The 22529-nt window shown below is 67.2% G+C and carries 23 protein-coding genes; 15 read left to right on the forward strand and 8 right to left on the reverse strand.

What is annotated here, in order from left to right; all coding sequences use genetic code 11:
* Positions 1-74 precede the first annotated feature (74 nt).
* A complete protein-coding gene (locus J0X25_RS23285) occupies positions 75-680 on the forward strand; it encodes an undecaprenyl diphosphate synthase family protein (RefSeq protein WP_207289942.1) in 606 nt (201 codons plus the stop codon).
* On the opposite strand, the gene J0X25_RS23290 is transcribed toward J0X25_RS23285, so the two are convergent.
* Positions 677-1063, reverse strand: a complete 387-nt coding sequence (locus J0X25_RS23290) for a DUF7344 domain-containing protein (RefSeq protein ID WP_207289943.1) — start codon at positions 1061-1063, stop codon at positions 677-679. The two genes, J0X25_RS23285 and J0X25_RS23290, sit on opposite strands and share 4 nt — an antisense overlap.
* A 118-nt stretch (positions 1064-1181) precedes the next feature.
* Positions 1182-2138 carry a polyprenyl diphosphate synthase gene (gene uppS / locus J0X25_RS23295; RefSeq protein ID WP_207290851.1) on the reverse strand — a complete coding sequence of 319 codons (957 nt, stop codon included), beginning with the start codon at positions 2136-2138 and terminating at the stop codon, positions 1182-1184.
* A gap of 227 nt (positions 2139-2365) precedes the next feature.
* On the opposite strand from uppS, the gene J0X25_RS23300 reads away from it, so the two are divergent.
* The 5 genes from J0X25_RS23300 to hemA all read left to right on the forward strand — a co-directional run bounded on the left by J0X25_RS23300 (position 2366) and on the right by hemA (position 7892).
* The gene (locus tag J0X25_RS23300) at positions 2366-2776 is read left to right on the forward strand and encodes a DUF5778 family protein (RefSeq protein WP_207289944.1); all 411 of its coding nucleotides are present in this window, start codon (positions 2366-2368) and stop codon (positions 2774-2776) included.
* A gap of 310 nt (positions 2777-3086) precedes the next feature.
* Positions 3087-4577 (forward strand): aldehyde dehydrogenase family protein, encoded by a 1491-nt coding sequence (locus tag J0X25_RS23305; protein ID WP_207289945.1) that lies wholly within the window; start codon positions 3087-3089, stop codon positions 4575-4577.
* 101 nt (positions 4578-4678) lie between these two features.
* Entirely contained in the window at positions 4679-5866 is a 1188-nt protein-coding gene (ahbB, locus tag J0X25_RS23310; RefSeq protein ID WP_207289946.1) for a siroheme decarboxylase subunit beta, read from the forward strand.
* 29 nt (positions 5867-5895) lie between these two features.
* Positions 5896-6555, forward strand: a complete 660-nt coding sequence (locus J0X25_RS23315; protein WP_207289947.1) for a precorrin-2 dehydrogenase/sirohydrochlorin ferrochelatase family protein — start codon at positions 5896-5898, stop codon at positions 6553-6555.
* A complete protein-coding gene (gene hemA / locus J0X25_RS23320) occupies positions 6552-7892 on the forward strand; it encodes a glutamyl-tRNA reductase (RefSeq protein ID WP_207289948.1) in 1341 nt (446 codons plus the stop codon). The genes J0X25_RS23315 and hemA overlap by 4 nt, the downstream gene beginning before the upstream one ends.
* 7 nt (positions 7893-7899) lie before the next feature.
* Here the strand turns inward: hemA and J0X25_RS23325 are convergent, their stop codons facing one another.
* Positions 7900-8079: a hypothetical protein gene (locus J0X25_RS23325; protein WP_207289949.1), complete on the reverse strand. Its 180-nt coding sequence runs from the start codon at positions 8077-8079 to the stop codon at positions 7900-7902.
* A 164-nt stretch (positions 8080-8243) separates the two neighbouring features.
* On the opposite strand from J0X25_RS23325, the gene J0X25_RS23330 reads away from it, so the two are divergent.
* The 5 genes from J0X25_RS23330 to J0X25_RS23350 all read left to right on the forward strand — a co-directional run bounded on the left by J0X25_RS23330 (position 8244) and on the right by J0X25_RS23350 (position 10580).
* The gene (locus J0X25_RS23330; protein WP_207289950.1) at positions 8244-8525 is read left to right on the forward strand and encodes a 4a-hydroxytetrahydrobiopterin dehydratase; all 282 of its coding nucleotides are present in this window, start codon (positions 8244-8246) and stop codon (positions 8523-8525) included.
* 4 nt (positions 8526-8529) lie between these two features.
* Positions 8530-8913, forward strand: a complete 384-nt coding sequence (gene lwrS, locus J0X25_RS23335; protein ID WP_207289951.1) for an LWR-salt protein — start codon at positions 8530-8532, stop codon at positions 8911-8913.
* A 126-nt stretch (positions 8914-9039) separates the two neighbouring features.
* On the forward strand, positions 9040-9669 hold the full coding sequence (locus tag J0X25_RS23340; RefSeq protein ID WP_207289952.1) for an HAD family hydrolase: 630 nt from the start codon (positions 9040-9042) through the stop codon (positions 9667-9669).
* 108 nt (positions 9670-9777) lie between these two features.
* Positions 9778-9975 (forward strand): hypothetical protein, encoded by a 198-nt coding sequence (locus tag J0X25_RS23345; protein ID WP_207289953.1) that lies wholly within the window; start codon positions 9778-9780, stop codon positions 9973-9975.
* Between the two features lie 170 nt (positions 9976-10145).
* Complete coding sequence (locus tag J0X25_RS23350) at positions 10146-10580, forward strand: hypothetical protein (protein ID WP_207289954.1); 435 nt, start codon at positions 10146-10148, stop codon at positions 10578-10580.
* Here the strand turns inward: J0X25_RS23350 and J0X25_RS23355 are convergent.
* The 3 genes from J0X25_RS23355 to J0X25_RS23365 form a co-directional block, all read right to left on the reverse strand.
* Positions 10539-11126 (reverse strand): hypothetical protein, encoded by a 588-nt coding sequence (locus J0X25_RS23355; RefSeq protein ID WP_207289955.1) that lies wholly within the window; start codon positions 11124-11126, stop codon positions 10539-10541. The genes J0X25_RS23350 and J0X25_RS23355 overlap by 42 nt on opposite strands.
* 493 nt (positions 11127-11619) lie before the next feature.
* Entirely contained in the window at positions 11620-12273 is a 654-nt protein-coding gene (locus J0X25_RS23360) for a helix-turn-helix domain-containing protein (protein WP_207289956.1), read from the reverse strand.
* Positions 12274-12402: 129 nt separating this feature from the next.
* Positions 12403-14307: a molybdopterin biosynthesis protein gene (locus tag J0X25_RS23365; protein ID WP_207289957.1), complete on the reverse strand. Its 1905-nt coding sequence runs from the start codon at positions 14305-14307 to the stop codon at positions 12403-12405.
* Positions 14308-14520: 213 nt separating this feature from the next.
* On the opposite strand from J0X25_RS23365, the gene J0X25_RS23370 reads away from it, so the two are divergent.
* Positions 14521-15999, forward strand: a complete 1479-nt coding sequence (locus J0X25_RS23370; protein WP_207289958.1) for an MATE family efflux transporter — start codon at positions 14521-14523, stop codon at positions 15997-15999.
* 171 nt (positions 16000-16170) lie between these two features.
* Complete coding sequence (locus tag J0X25_RS23375) at positions 16171-16491, forward strand: hypothetical protein (RefSeq protein ID WP_207289959.1); 321 nt, start codon at positions 16171-16173, stop codon at positions 16489-16491.
* Positions 16492-16853: 362 nt separating this feature from the next.
* Here the strand turns inward: J0X25_RS23375 and J0X25_RS23380 are convergent, their stop codons facing one another.
* Positions 16854-18383 carry a sulfatase gene (locus J0X25_RS23380; protein WP_207289960.1) on the reverse strand — a complete coding sequence of 510 codons (1530 nt, stop codon included), beginning with the start codon at positions 18381-18383 and terminating at the stop codon, positions 16854-16856.
* Positions 18384-18548: 165 nt separating this feature from the next.
* Between J0X25_RS23380 and J0X25_RS23385 the strand changes: the two genes are divergently transcribed.
* Positions 18549-19973 carry a sulfatase family protein gene (locus J0X25_RS23385; protein WP_207289961.1) on the forward strand — a complete coding sequence of 475 codons (1425 nt, stop codon included), beginning with the start codon at positions 18549-18551 and terminating at the stop codon, positions 19971-19973.
* A gap of 42 nt (positions 19974-20015) precedes the next feature.
* The gene (locus J0X25_RS23390; protein WP_207289962.1) at positions 20016-21011 is read left to right on the forward strand and encodes a PfkB family carbohydrate kinase; all 996 of its coding nucleotides are present in this window, start codon (positions 20016-20018) and stop codon (positions 21009-21011) included.
* Between the two features lie 553 nt (positions 21012-21564).
* Here the strand turns inward: J0X25_RS23390 and J0X25_RS23395 are convergent.
* Positions 21565-22524: a nucleoside hydrolase gene (locus J0X25_RS23395; protein WP_207289963.1), complete on the reverse strand. Its 960-nt coding sequence runs from the start codon at positions 22522-22524 to the stop codon at positions 21565-21567.
* Positions 22525-22529 lie beyond the last annotated feature (5 nt).

Below are 22529 nucleotides of genomic sequence, written 5' to 3' on the forward strand. Positions count from 1 at the left end.
CGATCCATCGGTGACGGGGCCGCTGACAGGGAAAAGCCGAAACCCGTATCCCATCGGACCGGAAATCTCCTCGCGTGGGCCTCTACGAACGGTATCTCGCCCTGCGGATTCGCCGACACGACGGCGACCTTCCCGATCACGTCGCGCTCGTGATTACCGAGCGCGACCTCCTCGAGCGGGGCGCATACGAGACGCTGACGGACTTCTTCGCGTGGGCGTTCGAGTACGCGACGCGGGTGACCGTCTACGTGAGCGTCCTCGATGGCGCCGCAGTCCCCGCTCTGCGGCGGGAACTCGAGACGATCGACGCGCCCCGCGAGGTCGCCGTCCGCGGTCCGGACGACCGGACGCAGGCGGACGCGCCGATCCGCATCGGGATCGGTCTCGGTGGCAAACACGAGTTCACCAGCGCCGTGCGGACGCTCGCCGAACGCGTCGAGGCGGGCGAACTCGATCCCGAAGCGATCGACGACGAGCGGGTCGAGGAGCACCTGGTCTTCCCCTCGGAACCCGACCTCGTGATCAAGACCGGCGCCGAACGGCTCTCGGATTTCATGATCTGGCAGTCGGTCTACTCCGAACTCTACTTCACCGACGTCAACTGGCGGGACTTCCGCAAGCGGGACTTCCTCCGGGCGGTCCGGGAGTACTGCAACCGGTCGCGTCGATACGGTCGTTAACGACCCGACTCGAGTACTCCGATCGACTCGGGCGACGCGGTGCCGGCCCGTCGCTCGCCGAGCGGGTCCTCGAGTCCGACGATCGGCCCGGAGAGCCGGAGGGTGTCGAACCGCAGTTCGTACCGGAGGACGCCGTAGTCCTCGAGTTTCGGGAGCGTCGCGTGAACGAGGGAGACGCTGATCTCCGACCGGGTTCGCTCGGCGTCGACCGCGGCGACGGCCGCCGCCAACTCCTCGAGCGGGAGTTCCCGATCGGAGCGCGACAGTGCGTGGATCGCGATTCGCGTACGGACGGTTTCGAGCAGGGACGCAGCCGTCGGTACGGGGAGGTCCGTCAGGCGGGCGAACCGCTCGACGTCGACGGCGTTATCGAGGGCGGCCATTACGTATTCTTGTATTTGTATTGGAAATAAAGTATTTATGATCGGTTTACCAGTTGCGCCGGATAGGATCGCCGTCGCTGACGGGGGTGGAGTACCTCGATACGGTGAGGGAACGCGCTCAGTCGGCGGCCCGGCCGCTCGAGTCGATGCCGTCGACCTGCTCGTTCTCGCCGGCCTCGAGTTCCTCCGGATCGGGTCGTTCGGCCGTCGGCAGCGAGTCGCGGAACCGCTCGACGATCGACTGGGCCTCGGCGAGTTCGGCGTCGCTGATGGCACCGAGCAGGGCCAGCGCGCGTCGAGCGCGGGTCCGCCGCCACGACTCCGCGCGGTGCTCGTAGGTTCGGATCCCACGCAGGAAGTCCGTCTTCGAGAACTCCGGCCAGTAGGGGGTACAGAAGAAGACGGCGGCTTCGTTCCCGTTGGCGTGCCACGGCAGGAAGTTCGACGTGCGCTCGTCGCCGCCCGTTCGGATGATCAGGTCGACGTCACGAACGGGTTGTTCGTAAAGTCGGTCCTCGATCGTCTCGACCTCGATGTCGTCGGGCGAGACCTCGCCCGCTTCGACGTCGGCGGCCACGCCGCGAACCGCCTCGAGCAGCTGCGAGCGACCGCCGTAGGCCAGCGCGATGTTGAGGACGAACCGGTCGTAGCCGCGCGTACGGCGCTCGGCGTAGTCGACGGCCTCGCGGACCCGCTCGGGGAGTCGGTCGACGTCGCCGATCGCCCGGATCCGCACCTCGTTGTCGTGGACGCGGTCGGCGTCGGCGAACTCGCGGAGTTTCTCACAGAGGAGGTCGAACAGGGCCTCGTTCTCCTCGTCTGGTCGGTCGAAGTTCTCGGTGGAGAAGGCGTACAGCGTCAGCTCCTCGACGCCGACGTCCTGACACCACTCGAGGACGCGCTCGGTCGTCTTGGCTCCCGCGCGGTGGCCCTGTGGGGCGTCGTTGCCCTTGCGCCGGGCGTACCGCCGGTTCCCGTCCTGGATCACCGCGACGTGGGTCGGCGCACCGGAGATCTCTCTCGAGAGCAACTGCTCGTAGGCCGCGTCGACGCGCTGCCGGAGCCACCGCTTCATCACCCGTCTAGAAGTCATCGCTCCCTATGTCTCTTGTGTGTTATACTCCACCTGAGAGACTGATCACCACACCTATCCGACGAACGGGTGTGGATTCATTCGCCGACTGGGTGCAGATTCGCCCCACCGGTCCGACAATTGGGGACGGATCAACCCCCGCCAAATGGCCCGAAATCGCCCTATCGGAACCGTGACGGCTATCAGTCCGGGGACTCTCGCTTCCGACAATGGCAGATTCGCACGCGGTCGACGAGGACCTCTACCAGCGGACGAAGGCGCTGCTCGAGCCGGGCGAGATCGAACTCAACGGGGCGATCGTCCACACCGACTACGACGGACAAGAGGACGTCCAGATGATGCAGGCGACGCTCGACGTCGGCGATATCATCGCCGAACACACCGGCCACGACCCCGAGGACTGCTTCGTCTACTCGGGCAACGACGACCCCGACTTCTCCTCGAACCAGCACCAGGGGCTCACCCTCGAGGACGAGGAGTTCGTCTGGGAGTGCCAGCAACTGCTGCGCGAGGGGAGCTTCGACATCGTCATCTACTACCGGGCGACCGCGGACCACGAGGCCATTCTCGAGGACGTTCGCGACCTCGGCTTCGACGTCACCGGCGTCCGGGGCGACTAGGCGCGGAATCCGTCGCTACAGTTCGTCGACACCGTTCGTCGACCTCGAAACCGCCGGCGAGCGACCGTGACCATCGGTTCATCGTTCGCGGGCGGTACCCACTGCTACTGCGGTCGAGAACCCGTCCGGAGCGTGATGGACGCCCTCGTACTGGTGGGATCGAGGCTCCCTCGGAGCGATCAGTGCGGCCGAGGACTGGTATCTGTGACCTCGCTACATTCTAATTACAACGGATTAATAAACTCGAAATATAGATTACAAAATTCGGGTTCCGTGAGAGTTTTACTACCAAGGGACGTATTACAGGTGAATGTCATCGGACATAGCCAATACGGCGGAGTGGGAGGAACTGTACCTCAACGGGGAGTGGGTCCCCTCCGAGAGCGGGGCGACGCTCGAGGTCGAGGATCCCTCGACGCGGGAGGTCATCGCGGAGGTACCCGCAGGCGTCGAGTCCGACGTCGACGCGGCCTACGAGGCCGCCGCCGACGCCCAGACGGAGTGGGGCGAACAGCCGCCCGCGGCGCGCGAGGAGATCCTACAGGGCGTCGTCCAGAACCTCGAGGAGTGGGAGGAAGAGATCGTCGAACTGCTCGTCCAGGAGGCCGGCGGGAGCCGAGTCATGGGCGGGACGTCGGTCCACCTCGCGACCGACCAGGCCGCGGAGGCGGCGACGCTGCCCCGGCGGATGAAAGGCGAGCACGCCCGCTCGAACATCCCGGGCAAGGAGAACATCGTCGAGCGCGAGGCGAAAGGCGTCGTCACGGTCATCTCGCCGTGGAACTTCCCGCTGAACCTCTCGATGCGCGCGGTCGCGCCCGCGATCGCGGCCGGGAACTCGGTCGTCCTCAAGCCCGCGACGAACACGCCGATCACGGGCGGGCTCCTCATCGCGAAACTGTTCGAGGAAGCCGGCCTCCCCGCGGGCGTCCTCAACGTCGTCACCGGGCGGGGCTCGGAGATCGGCGACCGCGTCGCCGGTCACCCCGAGAGCGACGTCGTCGCCTTCACCGGGTCGACGCCGGTCGGCCGCCAGGTCGCCGCCACCGCCGGCGAGAACCTCGCCGAAGCGGCGATGGAACTGGGCGGCAACAACGGCCACATCGTCACCGCCGAGGCGGACATCGATCAGGCGGTCGATGCTGCGGTCTTCGGGAGCTTCGTCCACCAGGGACAGGTCTGCATCTCGATCAATCGTCACCTCGTCCACGAGGACGTCTACGACGAGTACGTGGAGAAGCTGACCGAGCGCGCCGAATCCTTGCCCGTCGGGAGCGCCCACGACCCCGACACGGTCGTCGGTCCGATCATCGACGAGTCCCAGCGCGACGAGATGCTCGAGTACGTCGAAGAGACGATCGATCAGGGCGCGACGCTGGAGACCGGCGGTGAGACGGTCGACCTCGAGGGGGTCGACGACTCGCTGGTAGTCGCTCCGACAGTGCTCTCGGACGCGACAAACGACATGGCTGCGGCGTGCAACGAGCACTTCGGCCCTATCGCACCCGTAATTCCGTTCTCGAATATCGACGAGGCCGTCGAACTCCACAACGCCGTCGAGTACGGCCTCTCCGGCTCCGTGCACGCCGGCGACGTCGGCACCGGCCGCCAAATCGCCGACCGCCTCGAGACGGGAATGGTCCACGTCAACGATCAGCCGATCAACGACGAGGCCCACGTCCCGTTCAGCGGCACCGGCGCCTCCGGCGTCGGCGGCTACAACACCACCGACTTCCTCGAGGAGGTCACCGAGAAGAAGTGGATCTCGCTGCAACACGAAGACCGGGAGTACCCGTTCTGAGCGGGCTAGCTGACTGATTCACGTTCCATTTTTCGAGGCGTGCGAGTGACCCACCGGTACCGTCCGGTCCGCTTATATCGGGGGCGTCCCGACCGTCACGTATGAGTACGGACGTCGACCTCACGGCCCGCGAGCGGGCGGGCGTCAACGCCTTTCAGGGCGGCTTTCCGGTCGTCGAACGGCCGTTCGAACCGGCCGCCGCCGCGATGGGCGACCGCGGGGTCGACATCTCGGCGAGCGCGTTGCTCGAGACGATCCGCGATCTGGACGACCGGGGCGTGCTCTCGCGGTTCGGGCCGCTCGTCGACGCCCAGGAGATCGGCGGCGCGGCGACGCTGGTCGCCATGCACGCCCCCGAGGACCGGTTCGACGATATCGTCGAACAGGTCAACGCCCACCGCGAGGTGGCCCACAACTACGAGCGCGAACACCCGCACCTGAACGTCTGGTTCGTCGTGAGCGTCGCGGAGCGCGAGGCGCACAGCGTTCGAGAATCGCGAAGCGATTCTCGCAGCCCATCAGAAGTGCGTTGCACTTCTGAGGACGCCTCGGAACGAGCGAACGGGGGACCCGCGAGCAGCCGCATCGAGGAGGTACTGGCCGAGATCGAGGACGAGACCGGCCAGGAGACGTACAACTTGCCGAAACAGCGAGAGTTCCGCGTCGAGGCGAAGTTCTACGTCGACGGCCCGCTGGACGGCGACGGCGATATCGAGCGCGCCGGCGTCGACTGTACGGATCTGGGGCCGGACGTCACCCCGACCGACAGGGAGACGCTCTCGCCGGCCGAGCGCGACCTCGTCCTCGAGGTGCAGGACGGCCTCCCCCTGACAGAAACGCCGTACGCGGACGTCGCGAAAGCTATCGGACAGGATCTCGAGTGGGTGCTCGAGACGCTCGCGCGCTTCGAACGAGAGGGGAAGATCCGCCGCATCGGCGTCGTCCCGAACCACTACGCGCTGGGGTACACGGAGAACGGGATGACGGTCTGGAACGTCCCGGACGACCGCGTCGGCGAGGTCGGCCCCGAGATCGCCGCGCTGCCGTTCGTCACCCACTGCTACGAGCGCCCGCGCCACGAGGGCGTCTGGCCGTACAATTTCTTCGCGATGACCCACGGCCGCAGCGAGGCGGAGAGCCGGCGTCGCGTCGAACACGTTCGGGAACGGATGAACGAGCACTGGAACGTAACGTCCGACGACTGGGACACCTTGCACTCGACGCAAATATTGAAGAAGACTGGTATTCGTATGAAAGCGCGTGCCGATGCAAACACTGAGGCGGAGTAACTGATGACGCTCGACCGAACAACACCGGAATGATACCACTTTTGCACGATTTTACCGGCGCGACCGTGCTCGTCGTCGGCGGCGGCCGAGTCGGCGCGCGGAAGGCCCGCCGGTTCGCCCGCGAGGCCGACGTCGTCGTCGTCGTCAGCCCGGCGTTCGCCGACCGCGACTTCGGCGGCGCCGAGTTGATCCGAGCGGCCCTCGAGCCGTCCGACGTCGACGACTGGCTCGAGCGAACCGAGCCCGCGCTGGTCGTCGCCGCGACGGACGACGAGGCCGTCAACGGGGCCGTCGCGAACGCGGCCCGCGAGCGCGGGATTCTGGTCAACCGCGCCGATCGCTCGGGCGAGCGCGACCCCGGTAGCGTCGTCGTCCCCGCGACGGTCCGCGAGGAGCCGGTCGTCGTCGCCGTCTCGACCGGCGCCACCGCGCCCGCGCTGAGCAAGTATCTCCGGGAGGAACTCGAGGAGCCCCTCGCCGGCGCGGGAGAGATGGCGCGGGTCTGCGCCGACCTACGCGGCGAACTCAAATCGCGGGACGTCACCCCTGATCGACGCCGCGAGATCGTCACCGGTGTCGTCAACTCTCCGGCTCTTTGGACAGCTTTACGTACGGGTACTTCTAACTGTGAGCAAGTGATCGAGCACGTGCTGGCCGAGGAACTATCCGCCGGGGGTGATCGGCCGTGATTTCGGCCGGGGTCGTAACCGCCGCGCGGGTGACCCACGAGAGCGGTAGCGTCGACGATCTCGCCGCTGCCAGTCCCGACAGCCAGCGAGACGCCGTCACCGACCTGCTGTCGGTGCCGGAGATCGAGGAAGCGTACGTCCTCTCGACGTGCAACCGCGTCGAGGTCTACGTGGTCGGGACCGACGCCAGCGTCGGCCGGGCCGCCCTCGAGGAATTCTTCGCGGCCGTCGACGACGACGCGGTCGTCGTCAGCGACCACGACGAGAGCCTGCGCCACCTGCTGTCGGTCGCGGCGGGCCTCGAGTCGGTCGTGCTGGGCGAAGACCAGATCATCGGACAGGTCCGAACCGCCTACGAGGACGCCCGCAACGCCGGCGGCATCGGCGAGATGCTCGAGACCGGCGTGACCAAGGCCATCCACGTCGGCGAACGCGCCCGCACCGAGACGGAGATCAACGAGGGCGTCGTCTCGCTGGGGTCGGCGGCGACGAAACTCGCCGCCCGCGACCGCGAACTCGAGGGGGCGACCGCGCTCGTCGTCGGCGCCGGCGAGATGGGCCGACTCGCGGCGCGCAGCCTCGCCGACGCCGGCGTGGACGCACTCGTCGTCGCGAACCGGACGGTTTCACGCGCCGAACACCTCGCGACCGAACTCGACGTCGACGCCGATGCCGTTCCGCTGGAGGCGCTGTCGACCGTCGCGACCGACGCCGACGTCGTCGTTACCGCGACCGGCAGCGACGATCCGGTCCTCGAGCCGCGACACCTCGCGGCCGACGGGAGCGGCGGCGACCGACCCGAACGCGTCGTCGTCGATCTGGGCCAGCCCCGGGACGTCAATCCGGCCGCCGACTCGCTGTCGGCCGTGACCGTCCACGACTTAGACGACCTCGAGTCGGTCACCGCCGAGACCTACGAGCAACGCAACGACGCGGCCAGCGAGGTCGAGGCGATGGTCGACCGGGAGTTCGACCTGCTCTGCGAGCAGTACAAGCGCGCCCGCGCCGACGAGGTGATCGCCGCGATGTACGAGTCCGCCGAGCGCCTGAAGGACCGCGAACTCGAGACGGCGCTCTCGCGACTCGACGGCGAGGAGTTCACCGCAGAACAGCGCGAGGTCGTCGAGGCGATGGCCGACGCGCTGGTCAGTCAGTTGCTCGCGCCGCCGACCAAGAGCCTGCGCGAAGCGGCGGCCGAAGACGACTGGAGCACGATCAACACCGCGCTCCAGCTGTTCGATCCCGACTTGAGCGGCGGTGACGCCCCCATCGCGCCGCCCGTGGAGGCCGAGGCGTCGATGGCCGAGCGCCGACTCGAGGCGACCGACGACGACTGACCGCCGATCAGTACCAGAGCTTCGTCGCGTCGACGACGTCGAGGTCGGCGTCGGCTTCGACTTCCCAGACCCGGAGCACGAGATGGGCTTTGCAGTAGTATTCCGTCATCTCGAGCCCGGTGTGTTCATTTTTGAGGACGAGTTGGCACGTTCCGTCGTTCGCGCACTCGCCTGTCCGATCACACATTACAGTGCCAGAGGATAGTCCACTCTGCGATAAGTCCTTGTCGGTGGGGGGTCCCCATCTCGGCCGACGGCCGCCCGCGGTGCTCACGGCGGGAAACGCCGCTACGGGCCGAAACGGGCGCGCAGGGCACAATCATTATTTGATTGCGCTCCGTTCGGCCGACTATGGCCGACCTGCTTTCCGACGACGAGATCGAGACGCAGCTTCCCGACGAGTGGACGCGTGAGGGCGACGAGATCGTCCGGACCTACGAGTTCGACGACTACCTCCGCGGCGTCAACTTCGCCCAGATGGTCGGCGAGATCGCCGAGGCGCAGTTCCACCACCCCGAGATCCGGATCCGGTACGAGGAAGTCGAGATCCGGCTGACCTCCCACGAGGAGGGCGGCATCACCGATCAGGACGTCGAGATGGCCGAACTGATCGAGTCCGAACGCGACGCCTGACGGGATGGACGCCCGGTACGTCTTTCGCGTCCGGCTCCGCCTCGAGGCCGACGAGTCCGAAGTCAGCCTCGAGCCGTCGACGACCGAGACGACCGTCACCTGTTTTCGCGAGGCTCCGGAACCGGGCACGGAAGGGTGGCTGTTCTTCCGCGATACGCTGTGGCGCGGCGAGGTCAGCGACGCCGCGTACGGCCGCCAACTGGCCGAGGAGTGGCTCGGCGAGCCCGTCGAGTCGGTCTCCTTCCGCGAACTCCAGGTCGACGAGGCCTACTTCGCGGCCCTGAAAGAAGCGATCGACGACGACCTCGCGGCGTTCAACGCCGAGAACGTCGACGAAGTCCTCTCGAAGTATCTGGGCTCGAGTATTCGGGTGACCGATGCGGACTGACCGCCATCGGCCGATCGGCGCAAACTGACTGCCGTCGACCGATCGGCGCGAACTGTACTGTCGGCCGGTCGGCACAGTTCGATAAGCGACACACCTTTACTCGAGAATGCCGTATCACTGTGTCCGATGGACGGTGAGTACGACTTCTGGCTGCTCGACCTCGACGGCACGCTCGTCGACGTCGAGTGGTCCTACACGCGGGACGTCTTCGATCGGGTCGGCGACCGACTCGGCCGGGAGTTCACCGACCGTGAGGCCGAGATCCTCTGGAGCGGCCTGACGGGCTCCCGGGACCGACAGCTCCGCGAGTGGGGGATCGAGCCCGACGAGTTCTGGACGGCCTTCCACGACGAGGAGGACCCGATGGTACGGGCCGAGCAGACCTACCTCCACGAGGACGCCGCGTTCGTCGCCGACCTCGAGGTACCCGTCGGCCTCGTCACCCACTGTCAAGAGTTCCTCTGTGAACCGGTCCTGGACGCGCTCGACATCCGCGACTGGTTCGACGCGCGCCTCTGTTGTACCCCCGAAACGGGCTGGAAGCCCGACCCGAACCCGGTCTACCGCGTGATGGACGACCTCGGCGTCGGGAAGAACGGCCACGAAGGGGTCCTCGCGGGCGACGGTGCCGGTGACGTCGGCGCGGCCTGGAACGCCGGCCTCGACGCCATCCACGTCGAACGCGTGGGTCACGACCGGCGCGGACGCTGCGTCCGCGGCGACTACCGCGTCGAGTCGTTCGACGACTTGTTCTGATCGACGCGCAGCAATGTGGACTCGAGTCGAGGCGAACGGGACTCGATGGGACCTCTGAGACACCGAAAGGACTTCACGAGTTCAGTTGCTGCTACCGGTAGAGACGCGATGAAGTACTGTCTGAACTGCGACTGGAGTACGAGCGCGACCGACGAACCGTCCGCCAGCGTCCGCTCCCGGGCGGCGATCGCACACCACGTCGAGACCGGTCACACGATCGACTCGAGCGAGGGCGTCGTCCCACCCCGTATTCCGGACCTCCCCGACGCGGTCTTCGTCGGCGATCTGCTCCCCTCGAGCGATTGATCCGACGCCCGGTTCAGCGTTCTGAACGCTACCCGAAGCGGGACCTCGAGACGCTACAGAGTCGCGTTTATCTGAGGACCGATATCTGTCGACAGTAGCGCTCACGCAGGAGAGTTCGATGGAGACGCAGTAAAAAGAATAAATACGCTGGTGGAATAAGTGCGGGTAGCATGTCGACCGGTTCTCCCGAGAGAGGTCGATCTATCTCCAAGCGAAAGCTGGTGGAAAACGTCTTCCTCGGAGTACTGGGCGTCTCATTTACGGTGTTTGCGGTCGGTGACACGACAGAATATCTACCGTTCATCCTGAACAACGTAGCGGCCGTCTTAGTGGGGGTCATCACCGGAATACTGGTATTCTATCTCGTCGAGATGACGACGGCCGGGAATACCGTCGAAACGTCGTTTCGAGAATCGCAGTTGCTCACGGCAGTCGTTCTCTTCGGTCTGTTACTCGTAGCGGTTGGAATTATCGAACTGGCCGGAGGCAGTAACAGTGAGTCGGGCGTGGCCTGGGTAATCGGATTTTCCGTTATCGTTCCGATCGCCTCCGTGATATCGTATCTACGGGGACGAGGGAGCACCGCAGATCTCGACCTCTCGTAGAGACGAGGAGTCACAGAGACTGCAGTTTTCGTCGTCGGCCACCTGCCAGAGGCTCACACCGCCACTGGCGAGACACCAGATAACGCCGGAGATGCTACCCAGTAGAACGGCCGTCGCGCAGGACCCGTATACGACGCCGATCTGGGCGAGACAACTCCAGTTGACGTCGGTACATTCCTCCGTGATGTAACTCACGCATTCGTCCGGATCTGCCGTATACAGGATGCCGATGTCTCGGTCGGTTTCGGCTTCGGGCGACGGAATATTCTCAGCACTGGATTCGTATTCGACGACTTCGCCGTCCTTGATGGAGGTGCGTTTCTCGAGTCGGTCCTCCGAATCGTACTCGGTGACGACGAAATTCGGAATCGCCTCGTCGTCTTTATCGTTCCACGTGAGAAAAACCGACGAACCGTTCTGGCCCGGTGTGGCGAACTGGACCGTCGCGAAGCGGTACTCTTCACCGCCGTCGATGACGTGGAACGCACGGCCCGTTTGCGGCTGCGGGTGAACGGTTCGATCCAGCGATTTTCGGAGCGTCTTCACCTCCTCAGAGGACACGATCGACGAAATGATTTTTCTCTGCTCGCCGCGTTTTAGTTCTTCTACCGTCCGTTCCGGTCCGGTCGCCGTTACCGAACCGGAGAGGCCAGCAATCGAGAGGCCGGTTGCCCCCATGGTTCGTAGAACTGCTCGTCTATCCGTGATACCGTCTGTATTTCCGTCAGACATTATCAATAAATTAGATTGAAAATTTATGAACTTAACCTAGTGTATGTATTTCCTATATGCGTTTATAGTAAGACAATAATTCCATATATGCGCACACTATATTTCAAAATGCTATCTAATGAGCCTATATCGGAATACCGTCGGAGTTCGATATCGCCAGCGGCCGTTTCGAACACCTCTCGTGAATGCTACGGGACGTGCTGCCCAGAACTAGTGACTCAGCGCGCTGAGCAGTGAGCGCTTGGTCGGACAGTACGACCTCTCTTCGATACGAACGGCTCGTTTACGGTTCGATTCTCGCGAAGTATCAGTCGAACCGCGATCCTTCGCTCGCCGGCTGGAGTTCGTCGTCGACGAGCGTCTCGTAGGCCCGCCGGAACCGTTCGGAGAGCGCCTGGTGGGAGATCCCCAGTTCGTCGGCCAACTCCTCCATCGAGATGCCGCGGGGAATCTCGAAGTAACCGTGCTCGAGGGCGGCCTCGAGGGCCTCGTGCTGTTCGGGCGTCAGTCGCGTCTCGCCCTCGACGACGCCGGTGACGTCGCTGACCCGGCGTAGATCGACGGCGATGCCGGACGCCTCGAGGCGGTCGTAGGCGTCACAGAGCGCGTCGCGGTCGCGAAACCGGACCCTGACCTGCCACCAGCCGTTCGTGCCCCACATCTCGAGCAGGGAGCCGCCGTCGGCGAGCAGTTCGTCGCTGAGCCGCACCGTGCCGTCCTCGAACTCGACGTCGTACAGCAGTCGCGACCCGGTTTCGACGAGCAATTCGTAGCCCTCGACCGACGGATCCGCCTCGAAGGCCGCTTCGGCCGTCCCGCGGTCGACGTCGGACACCCAGAGGGACGGACGCGTCTTCGACACCGAGGACTCGAGTTCGAACGTGGCGTCGGGCGCCCGCTCGAGGGCGGTCCCCAGCGTCGTCTCCGCAGCCGGAAGCCGAAACTCGGCGATCGTGGACATTACCACTCGTACACCGTACTGGCGTAAAAACCGCTATCCAGTCGAAACGGAGAGTCGTCTTTACTGATACCCTCTCGAGTGGGGAGACGCCGTTTCGAATAGCCAGCCGTCCGCCACGCCGCCCGCGACTCAGTCCCGCTCCGCGAGGGCGGCCGCGAGTTCGCGGACGCCGGCCTTCTCCGTGCGGTCGGGGTTCGCGAGGACCCGAACCGGCTGTTCGCCGAGGGAGACGAAGCCGAGGTCGAGCCGATCGGCCGTCTCGGCCAGTCCGAGGCCGACGTCGGCGTCGCCGGCGATCACCTTCCGCGCGGGGCTCTCGTGGGCGCGCAGGCCGAGGTCGAAGCCGTCGATCGACTCGCGCAGGTCGCGGGCGCTCGCGTCGCTGTCGGCCGCGAGATCTTCGAGGGCGGCTTCGAGACTCGCGCGCAGTCCCGAGTCGCTCGTCCGGTTGACGAAGCGCAGGTCGCGGTCGACCAGATCGGCGAGGGTCTCCACCTCGTGGGGGTTGCCGGCCTGCACGATCACCCCCCACTCGCGGCTCCAGCGGCCGAGTTCCGCCGCCTCGACCTCCCGCTCGAGCGGGCCCGCTGCCACCGCCACGTCGGGGACGCCCTCGCGGAGCCGTCGCAGTCCGGGCCGGGTTCCCACCGAGAGGTAGCGGGGGTTCTCGAGGCCGTCGAGCAGCCGATTCAGCGTCGGGTCGTCCTCGCCGACGCCCAGCAGCGTCGGGGGCCGGACGTCCGGCGAGAAGAGCTGGACGGTGACGGGTTCGCCGTCCTCGAGGTAGTCGGTCTCCGGACCCACCTCGACGACGCCGTCGGCCTCCGCGAGACTGGTGGTCGCGCCGCTGCCCTTGTCGACGGGGTAGACGAGCGGCTCGCCGTCGCCGTCTTCGACCAGGCCGACCGGCATGAGCCGCACTCGCCCCTCCCCGTACCGCTCCTGTCTGGCCATCCGTCCCTCGACGGTCGCGGCCGTCGGCTCCGGCACCCCCGCGGCCTCGCGGATCGCCGGTGCGACGAAGGTTCGGAAGACCATCATCGCGGAGACGGGGTAGCCGGGGAGCCCGACGTACGCGGAATCGGCTAGCCGACCCACGAGCATCGGCTTCCCGGGTTTGACGCTCACGCCGTGTAACAGGAGGTCGCCCTGCTCCTCGATGACCCGGTAGATGACGTCGACCGCGCTGGCGCTGGTCGACCCCGAGGAGAGCACGAGGTCGCACTCCGCAGCGGCCTCCCGCAGAATCCGTTCCATCTCGTCCTGTTCGTCGCCCGCGTGGGGGTAGAGCACCGCCTCACCGCCGGCGTCCTCGACGCCCGCGGCGATCGTGTAGCTGTTTACGTCGTAGATCTCGCCGCGCGCGCTCTCGAGGTCGTCGCCCGGCCGCACGAGTTCGTCGCCGGTCGAAACGATGCCGACCGTCGGCTTCGCGCGGACGAGCACCTCGTCGATCCCCAGCGCCGAGAGCAGGCCGATGTCGCGGGTCGTAATCTTCGTACCGGGCCCGAGCGCGCGTTCGCCCGCCGCGACGTCCGCGCCGGCGAACATGACGTTGTCGCCGGGGGCGACCGACGTGCGGACGAGGACGTCGCCGTCGGTATCGCTGGCGGCGCTCGCGGTTTCACCGCTCGCTCTCTCCGTCGAGCGTGGCTCGACGCGGTCGGTTCGCTCGACGGGAACCATCGCGTCCGCCCCTGACGGCATCACCGCGCCGGTCGAGATCTCGACGGCCTGTCCCTCCTCGAGTTCTACTGCGGGCTCCTCGCCGGCGTGTACCTCGCCGACCACCGCGAGGCGGGCGGGATCGGCCTCGTCGGCGCCGAACGTGTCCCGCGCCCGCAGCGCGTAGCCGTCCAGACTCGCCCGGTCGAACCCCGGCACGTCGAGTTCGGCGTCCAATCGGGCGACGAGCACCCGGCCCCGGGCATCCTCGAGCGGCACGCGGTCGATCCCGCCCTCGAGCGAGAGCGAGGCGATCGCCTCGCGCGCGTCGTCCGGCGAGGCGAGATCGCGAAACTCCTTGCGTTCCATACCCGCAGTTGGCGGGCCGAGGGTAAAAACGTCGGTCGACTGCGACGGCTGGCGAGGACTCGAGATCAACGGCCAGAACCGGCGGCGCGTCGCGAACGGACACTCCGCGACCCAAACGAACGATCATGCTGTAAATCGTCGGGAACGTGCGAACTTCTCCCGGCGTGTTCGCGGATATCAAGTCCTTTATTGCCAGAACCGCGACGTACGTTCGTGTCTTTTCGATTGCGTTCCCTCCCGAACCCGCTCCGGTGGCTGCTGCTCTCGGTCGGGGCGCTGCTCGCCCGTCTCGGGGTGATCGACCGCCGACGAGCGGAGCGGACGACCGATCTCGCGTGGCCCCGGATCGTGACGGGGCTCGCCCGGATGTCCAAGTCCGCGGCGGACGTCGCGATGGTCGGCATCGCCCTCGGGCCGGCGGCCATCGCCGGCGTCGGCCTCGCGACCCCCTACTGGGGACTCGCGTTCGGGATCGGCGGCGGCATCGCCGGCGCGACGATCGGGCTGGTCTCCCAGCGCTACACCGGCGGGACCGCCCGCGACCTCTCGCTGGCGGTAACGACCAGCGCGCTCGTCGTCGCGGCGATCGTGGTGCCGCTGGCCGTCCTCTACGGCGCGGTTCCCGAGCGACTGATCGGACTCGTCGGGAACGACGCGGCGTCGATCGCCTACGGCGCGGACTACCTCCGGGTCGTCGCCCTCGGCGTCCCCTTCGCGGCGCTCAACCTCATCGGGAGTCGCACCCTCGTCGGCGCCGACGACGCCTGGACGCCGATGACGCTGCGGGCCGGCGGCGCGGTCGTCAACGTCGCGCTCAACGCGGTCCTGATCTTCGTCCTCGGGATGGGCGTCGTCGGCGCCGCGATCGGGACGGTCGTCGCGAACGTCCTCGTGCTGGTCGCCTTCGCGGTCGGCTTCACTCGCGGTGGGCTGCCGATCATCGGCTCCTTTCCCGTCACGTTCGACCTCGGGTGGCCCCCGGTGACGCGCGCGGACGTCCGCGACGTCCTGGCCATCGGCACGCCGCTGGTGTTCACCAACGGCGCCCGCCGGGCCGCCCAGTTCCCGATGCTCGCCATCGTCGCCCTGTTCGGCCCGAACGTCCTCGCGGCCTACGTCGTCGCCCGGCGCGTCCGGGACCTGATGGACACCCCCGGCTGGGGGTTCTCGCTGGCCTCGAGCAGCCTGGTCGGGCAGGAACTGGGTACCGGCGACGAGGGGGCCGCCGACACCTACGGCCGCGAGGTGCTCTGGTTCGGGACCGCGGTCTACCTCGTGAGCGCGGGTGTCGTCCTCCTCTTCGCCGAGCAGGTCGGGCGCGTCTTCGTCGACGATCCGTCGATCCTGCCGCTGGTGACGACGTTCATCGCCGTCGCCTGCATCAGCGTGATCTTCAGAGGGATCAGCGGCGGCGCGACCGGGCCGCTGCGGGCCAGCGGCGACACCCGCTGGCCGTTCTACGGGCAGGTGCTGGGGCTCTACGTCTTCGCCATCCCCGTCGCCTTCCTCGGGGCCGTCTCGGTTCCGGTGCCGGGTCTCGAGGCCGTGACTCCCCTTGGAATCGGCGCGCTCTACGCGGCGCTCGTCCTCGAGACGCTCGTCCCCGCCGTCGTCACCTACCACCGGTTCGAGACCGGTTCCTGGAAGGCGATCAGCCGGACGTACCGACCGGAGTCCTCGCCCGGGGACTGACCGTTCGTTGCCCGGGGCTGACCGCTCACCGTTCGGAGACTGACCGCTCGCCGCTCGGGGCAGACCGCTCGCGGACGCGATCGCTACCCGGGATATCGCCGTCGTGACCGTTCACTTATAAGAGAGCTCGAATGACTGGCTTTTTCGGCTCGAGTGTCGAACTCGTGTGGTATGGCCACCCATATCTCTCAGGGCGGATCCGGCGCGGGCGTCTCGCTCCCCGACGCCGTTCCGGCCGAACTGCCGCATCTGACGCGACTGAGTTGGGAACTCGGGTCAAACGTGGTCGACTGCGACGACGCCTCCCTGCACAGCGAGTGGGAGCGCGCGGGCGGGTCGTGGCGGCTTTCGATCTTCCGAGTCACGAGCAACACCGTCGTCGTGCGCGTCCGCACTCCCGTCGGCCGGGAGCGGTTCTACGGCGCCGCGGAACTCGATCTGGAGTCGGCGCTGCCGCGCCTCGAGTCCGCACCGCGATGGACGCGACTCTGAGGGACACGTTCGACGGACCGCACAGTCAGTCGTCGTTCACTTCGACTGCACATGGAACGCTTCCAGCATCCGCGAGCGACGTGAGCGGTTCACCGACGGCGAGGCCGAAGGCCGAGCCGTCGGCCTTTTTCATCGAAGTCCGCGAGAGCGTCGCTCTCGCGGGCCCATCAGAAATCTTCGATTTCTGAGGACGTTTTTGCGCCCAGTGAGGGACGCTCCGCGTCCCTCGAGCCGTGTGAGCGGACTCCGTCCGCGAACAGAGAGTGGTTCGCCGTGGCGAACCCGAGGCGGAAAAAGTTCGTTCTCCGTACTGTTGGTCTTCACTCCCGAGAACGAGACACCCTCGAGTCGACGGCGAGACCTCAGAGATACCCCAGATCGGCCAGCCGCTCCTTCGTCCCCTCGCGCATCTCGACCTCGCCGCTGGCGCCGGCGTCCTCGAGCGGGTCGAACTGCGCCTCGAGGCGCCGCCGCATCGCCCGCACCTGATCTGGTTCCTGTTCGGAGAGATCGTCGCGCTCGAGCGGGTCGGTGTCGACGCGGTGGAGCCGTTCGGTGCCGTCGTCGGCGCGGACGTACTTGTATTCGGTCGTCCGGACGGCCCGAAGCCGTCGGTCGTACTCGCGGACGCGGTCGGGAATCTCGCCGAAGCGGTCCTCGAGGCGCTCGATGGAGGGCTGTGGCGCGACGTACTCGGCGAAGACCGCGTCCCGGGCATCGTCGATCGAGTCGGGGTGAAACGAGCGACTGGACCACTGGTCGCGCAGTTCGGGGTCGTCGACGCCGGCGGTCTCGAGCAGCGTGGCGGGGAGGTCGAGCAACTGGACGAAGTCGGTCCGCCGGCCGCCGTCGGTGAAGGGGCCGCCGTGGCAGACGAGGGGGACGTCGATCAGGGTGTCGTAGAGGTTGTACTGGTGGCCGAAGAAGCCGTGTTCGCCGATGTGCTCGCCGTGGTCGCCACAGACGACGAACAGGGTGTCCTCCCACTCGCCGGCGTCCTCCAGGGCCGACCGAAGCCGGGCGAGTTGGTCGTCCACGTAGGCGAGTTCGGCCCGATAGAGCCCGCGAAGCATGGCGAACTCCCGATCGGTGAGTCGGTAGTCCTCGCAGTCGTAGGCGCGGGGATCCTGTCGCACGGCGGTCGCCTCCTCGTAGCTCGCCCCCTCGGGCAGGAACTCCTCGGCGTAGGCCTTCGGCGGGTCGTACTCGACGTGGGGTTCGATGAAGTTACAGAACAGGAAGAACGGATCGTCGCCGTCGCGGTCGGCGAGCCAGTTTCGGATCCAGGTCGTCGAGCGGTCGGCGCCGTCGTCGCCCGCGGGCTGGAACACCTCGCTGTAGAGGATGTTCGCCGCGTTGACCGCCGGATTCCCGTCGAAAATTCGGTTGCGGGTAGCCTGGAGTTTCTCCCGGAAGTCCTCCCCGCGAACGACGGCGCCCATGTCCGCATCGGACTGGATGTACTGCCACCCCTTCCGCAGGTCGTCGAAGCCCCGATCGAAGCCGAACTCCTCGGTGATCCACGTGTTGTTCGAGACGCCGATCGTCTCGTAGCCGGAGTCGGCGAACGACTCCGTGAGGGTCCGCAACCCGTCGTCGAGGTAGGTGTGTCCGCCGTGGGTCCCGTGCTCGGAGGGGTAGGTCCCGGTGAACATCGAGGCGTGAGAAGGAAGCGTCCAGGGAGCGGTCGCGAACGCGTTGTCGAAGCGGGTTCCGTCGGCCGCGAGGCGGTGTAGATTCGGCGTCGTCGCCGGCCCCGTGCTCGTCGCCCGCGCGGTATCGAGGACGACGAGCACGACGTTCCGCACGGTGGAGTGTGACTCCGGATCACGTCCGTTAGCCGACACTGCGTCGACGTCTGATGAATCGGATGAATCGACTGACTCGGCCATGGTGACGCGTACTCCGCCCCTCGGAGGGAAGGTCACCCGCCCGGAGTATGCAGGTGGTTCACGATATCGAAACGTGCCCGAAACGTCGATACTCACCGCTGAGAGAGGCTCTTTCCGATGGTCGGGTCCGAATCCTTACTCCGCTCGTCGACGTAGACGGCGTTCATGCCGCCACACATCGTCCTGGTCCACTGCCACGATCTGGGGACGTACGTGGGGTGTTACGGCGCCGGCGTCGAGACGCCCCGGATCGACGCCCTCGCGGGAGCGGGCGTCCGGTTCGATCGCCACTTCGTGACGGCCCCGCAGTGTTCGCCGAGTCGCTCGAGTCTCGTGACCGGGCGTCACCCCCACCAGAACGGAATGCTCGGACTCGCCCACGGCAACTGGGAGGTCGGCCCCCACGAGCGGTTCCTGCCCGAGTTGCTCGGCGAGGCCGGCTACGAGACCCACCGCTTCGGGCTCCAGCACGTCACCGAGTACCCCGAGCGACTCGGCTACGATCGGACGCACAACGAGGAGTCCCTGACGAGCGAGACCCCGACGTCGGTCCACGAGGGCGCCCGCGCACGCACCGTCGCCGACGACGTCGCGGGGTGGCTCGAGGCGGGCGACCACGACGACCCGTTCTTCGCGTCGATCGGCTTCTTCGAACTCCATCGCATCGCGGTGGACGGCGGGTTCAGCTTCGAGGGCGAGCGCTACGACGCCCCCGATCCCGATACGGTCGAGCCCCTCGAGTTCCTCCCCGATCGGCCCGGCACCCGGTCGGACATCGCCGGCATGAACGGGATGGTTCGCGCGATCGACGACGGCGTCGGGACGATCGTCGACGCCCTCGAGAACGCGGGCCTCGCCGAGGACACCCTCCTCGTTTTCACGACCGAACACGGGCTGGCGATGCCCCGCGCGAAGGGGACCTGCTTCGACGCCGGGCTCGAGGCGGCGCTGCTGATGGCCCAGCCGGGCACCCTCGCATCGGGCCGAGTCGTCGACGACCTCGTGAGCAACGTCGACGTCTTCGCGACGCTGCTCGATATCGCGGACGCGTCGGTTCCCGGCGTCGACACCGACGGGGGCGATATCGCGGGACAGAGCCTCGCGCCGCTGTTGTTCGACGACAGGAAGGGCGGCGGCGCGAACGGGGCCGCCGGCACGGACGCCTACGAGCCGCGCGACCGGGTCTTCTCGGGGATGACCTGGCACGATCGATACAACCCGATCCGGTCGATCCGAACCGGCCGTTGGAAGTACGTTCGGAACTTCTGGCACCTGCCCGCGGTCTACATGACGACGGACGTCTTCTGCAGCGCGGCGGGTCGCGAAGTCCACGAGGACTACTACGGCGTACAGCGGCCCTACGAGGAACTGTACGACCTCGAGGCCGACCCGCTCGAGCGGGCGAACCTCGCGGCGGGGGCCGACCCGGACGATCCGGCCACCGAGACCGTTCGCGACGAGCTTCGAAGGGAGCTGCTCGAGTGGATGGACGCGACCGCCGACCCGCTGCTCGAGGGGCCGGTCCTGCCGAACAACTGGGAGACGGTCCACCCGCGGCTGGAGGACGACCGCGACGACATCCGGCACTGATCCCGACCGATATTTCTCCCTCGCGGACGAATCCGTCACCGAATGCCCGACGTCGTGAGTCTCGGCAGCGTCAACGTCGACCGAACGTGGTACCTCCCCGCCGAGCGGATCCGCGACCTCGAGGCGCGCTCCTACTGGTTTCCGGCGGCCGGAGAGACCGTCCGCGTCGAGGGGAGCCCCGACCTCCCCGCCGGCGTCCTCGAGGACGCCCGCTACCGAACCGCCGTCGGCGGCAAGGGGTCGAATCAGGCGGTGGCTGCGGCTCGAGCGGGAGCCGACGCCGCGTTTCTCGGCTGCGTCGGGCGCGACGAGGCCGAGTACGGCGTCCGCGAGACGCTCGCCGAGCGCGGGGTCGCCGTCGACGACGCGGCGACCGTCGACCGCGAGACGGGGAAGGCCTACGTCTTCGTCGACGACGGCGGGGAGTCGTGGATCGCGATCGTCGGCGGCGCCAACGACGCGGTCGACGAGGGGTACGTCGATCGGGTCCTCGAGCGGATTCGGGCCGCCGACGCGCTCCTCCTCCAGAACGAGATTCCGGTCGCGACGACGGACGCCGTGCTCGAGCGCCTCGAGGCCCGCGGGAGCGGGGCCGAGCGCCCGACGGTGGTCATCAATCCGGCTCCGGCCGACGGTGCGGCACCGCTGCTCGCTCGGTCGGCCGTCGACGTCGTGGTGGTCAACGAGGCCGAGTACGCGGCGCTCGAGAGTTGCCTCGCCGACATCGAGGCGACGGTCGTCCGAACGCGCGGTCCCGACGACGTGCTCGTCGAGAACGCAGGCGGAGTCACAGGTCGGGTCACGCCGCCGACCGTCGACGCGGTCGACGCGACCGGCGCGGGCGACGCCTTCTGTGGCTACCTCGCGACGCTGCTCGGCGATGGTGAGGGGCTCGAGCGGGCCGTCGAGGTCGCGACCGTGGCCGGATCGCTTACAACTGAGACCGAAGGCGTTCAGGGGGCGATACCCGATCGCGAGGCGGTCGAACGGGCGCGTTCGCTCGATTTCGAACCCGGTGACTGCGAGACTGATGAGTAGTTCTCGCAACGTCCCGTCGACCTCGATCGCCAACCCGCGACGGCGTGCTGTCGATATCTTCGCCGGTCAGCAGCACGGCGCCCGCATCGCTCGAGAGGCGATTGGCATTCGGTGGCGCGCGCTGGCGTCCAGTCGAGTGATAGCGAGACTGGGCGTCGAAATCGTGCGAGGGATGAGCGAGTGACCAATGGGAACGAGCGAATCGGCTGGGGAGGGTGTGGAAACCCCTGTTGCCACGATAGCAGAAGGCGGCTTTTCATCACGGATTTTCTCGAGCACGTCGGTTGAGCTACAAACGAAGTGAACAGGTGCTCGAGACGTACACAGATGAAAAGAAGCGTCATGCTCATTCTGGCAACGAGGAATCGCCACGTCCTCCCCAACCGATTCACACACTTCGTTCGCTCATCCCTCGCGCGGTTTTTCCGAGCAGCCTCGCTATTGCTCGGCTGCTCGACAGCGCACGCCACTGCACGCCGGTCCCTCGAGCAGCGGCGACGGAGGACAGTCACTCCGAACACCGAGTACCTCGAGAGACGCGCTCCGTCGAGAATCAGTCGCTCGCGTCCGGTTCGGTCCGCTCGAGGACGCCCTCGAGCGAACCAGCAACCAGCTCCCGGTACCGCTCGTAGTCGGCGTCGACGGCGACCGTGCCGTTCGCCTCCTCCCCGGTCACCCCGTTCTCGTCGACGACCAGCGCGCCGCGCGCGAGGTCCCCGTCTGCGCCGACGTCCATCGGATACGACCGCGTCTCGAGCACGCCCTCGTCGACCAGCCACGCCACCACGACCGCGTCGTGGATCGCGGCCGCGTCGATGCCGTAGCGCTCGAGGCGCTCGCCGTCGTAGTAGGTGAGCCACTCGTGGAGCGACCGACCCAGCGCGGTGTCCCGGGAGAGGCCCTCGACCCGTTCGGGCGGAACGGCGGCCCGCGTCGTCACGTCGAGGCCGACGACCGTCGGCCGGCAGTCCCGAACGACTCGCCGGGCCGCGTGCGGATCGGTGTGGAAGTTCGCCTCGGCCAGCGGCGTGACGTTGCCCGAGGCGAAGGCGGCCCCGCCCATGACGACGAGTTCGTCGAGCAGGTCGGGCAGGTCGGGCTCCATCGCGTGGGCGAGCGCGACGTTCGTCAACGGCCCGATCGGCGCGAGCGTCAAGTCGCCGTCGTGCGCGCGGGCCTGCTCGACGATGAACTGCGCCGCGTTGACGTCGACGGGTTCGGTGGCCGAACTCGGGCCCGGCAGCTCGCCGCGGATGCCGCCCTCGCCGTGGACGTGCTCGGACGTCTCGAGGTCGACCAGCAGCGGTCGGTCCGCGCCCCGCGAGACGGGAACGTCCGTCCGGTCGACCGCCTCGAGAATCGCTCGGGCGTTTCGCGTCGTGTCGTCGACCGGGGCGTTCCCGTGGACGGTCGTCAGCCCCACCACCTCGCAAGCGGCGTGCTCGAGCGCCAGCAGCAGCGCCACGGCGTCGTCGCAACCCGGATCCGTATCGATCAGCACGGGACGGCTCATGCGGA

Source organism: Haloterrigena alkaliphila (assembly GCF_017352155.2).
Taxonomy (GTDB): Archaea; Halobacteriota; Halobacteria; order Halobacteriales; family Natrialbaceae; genus Haloterrigena; species Haloterrigena alkaliphila.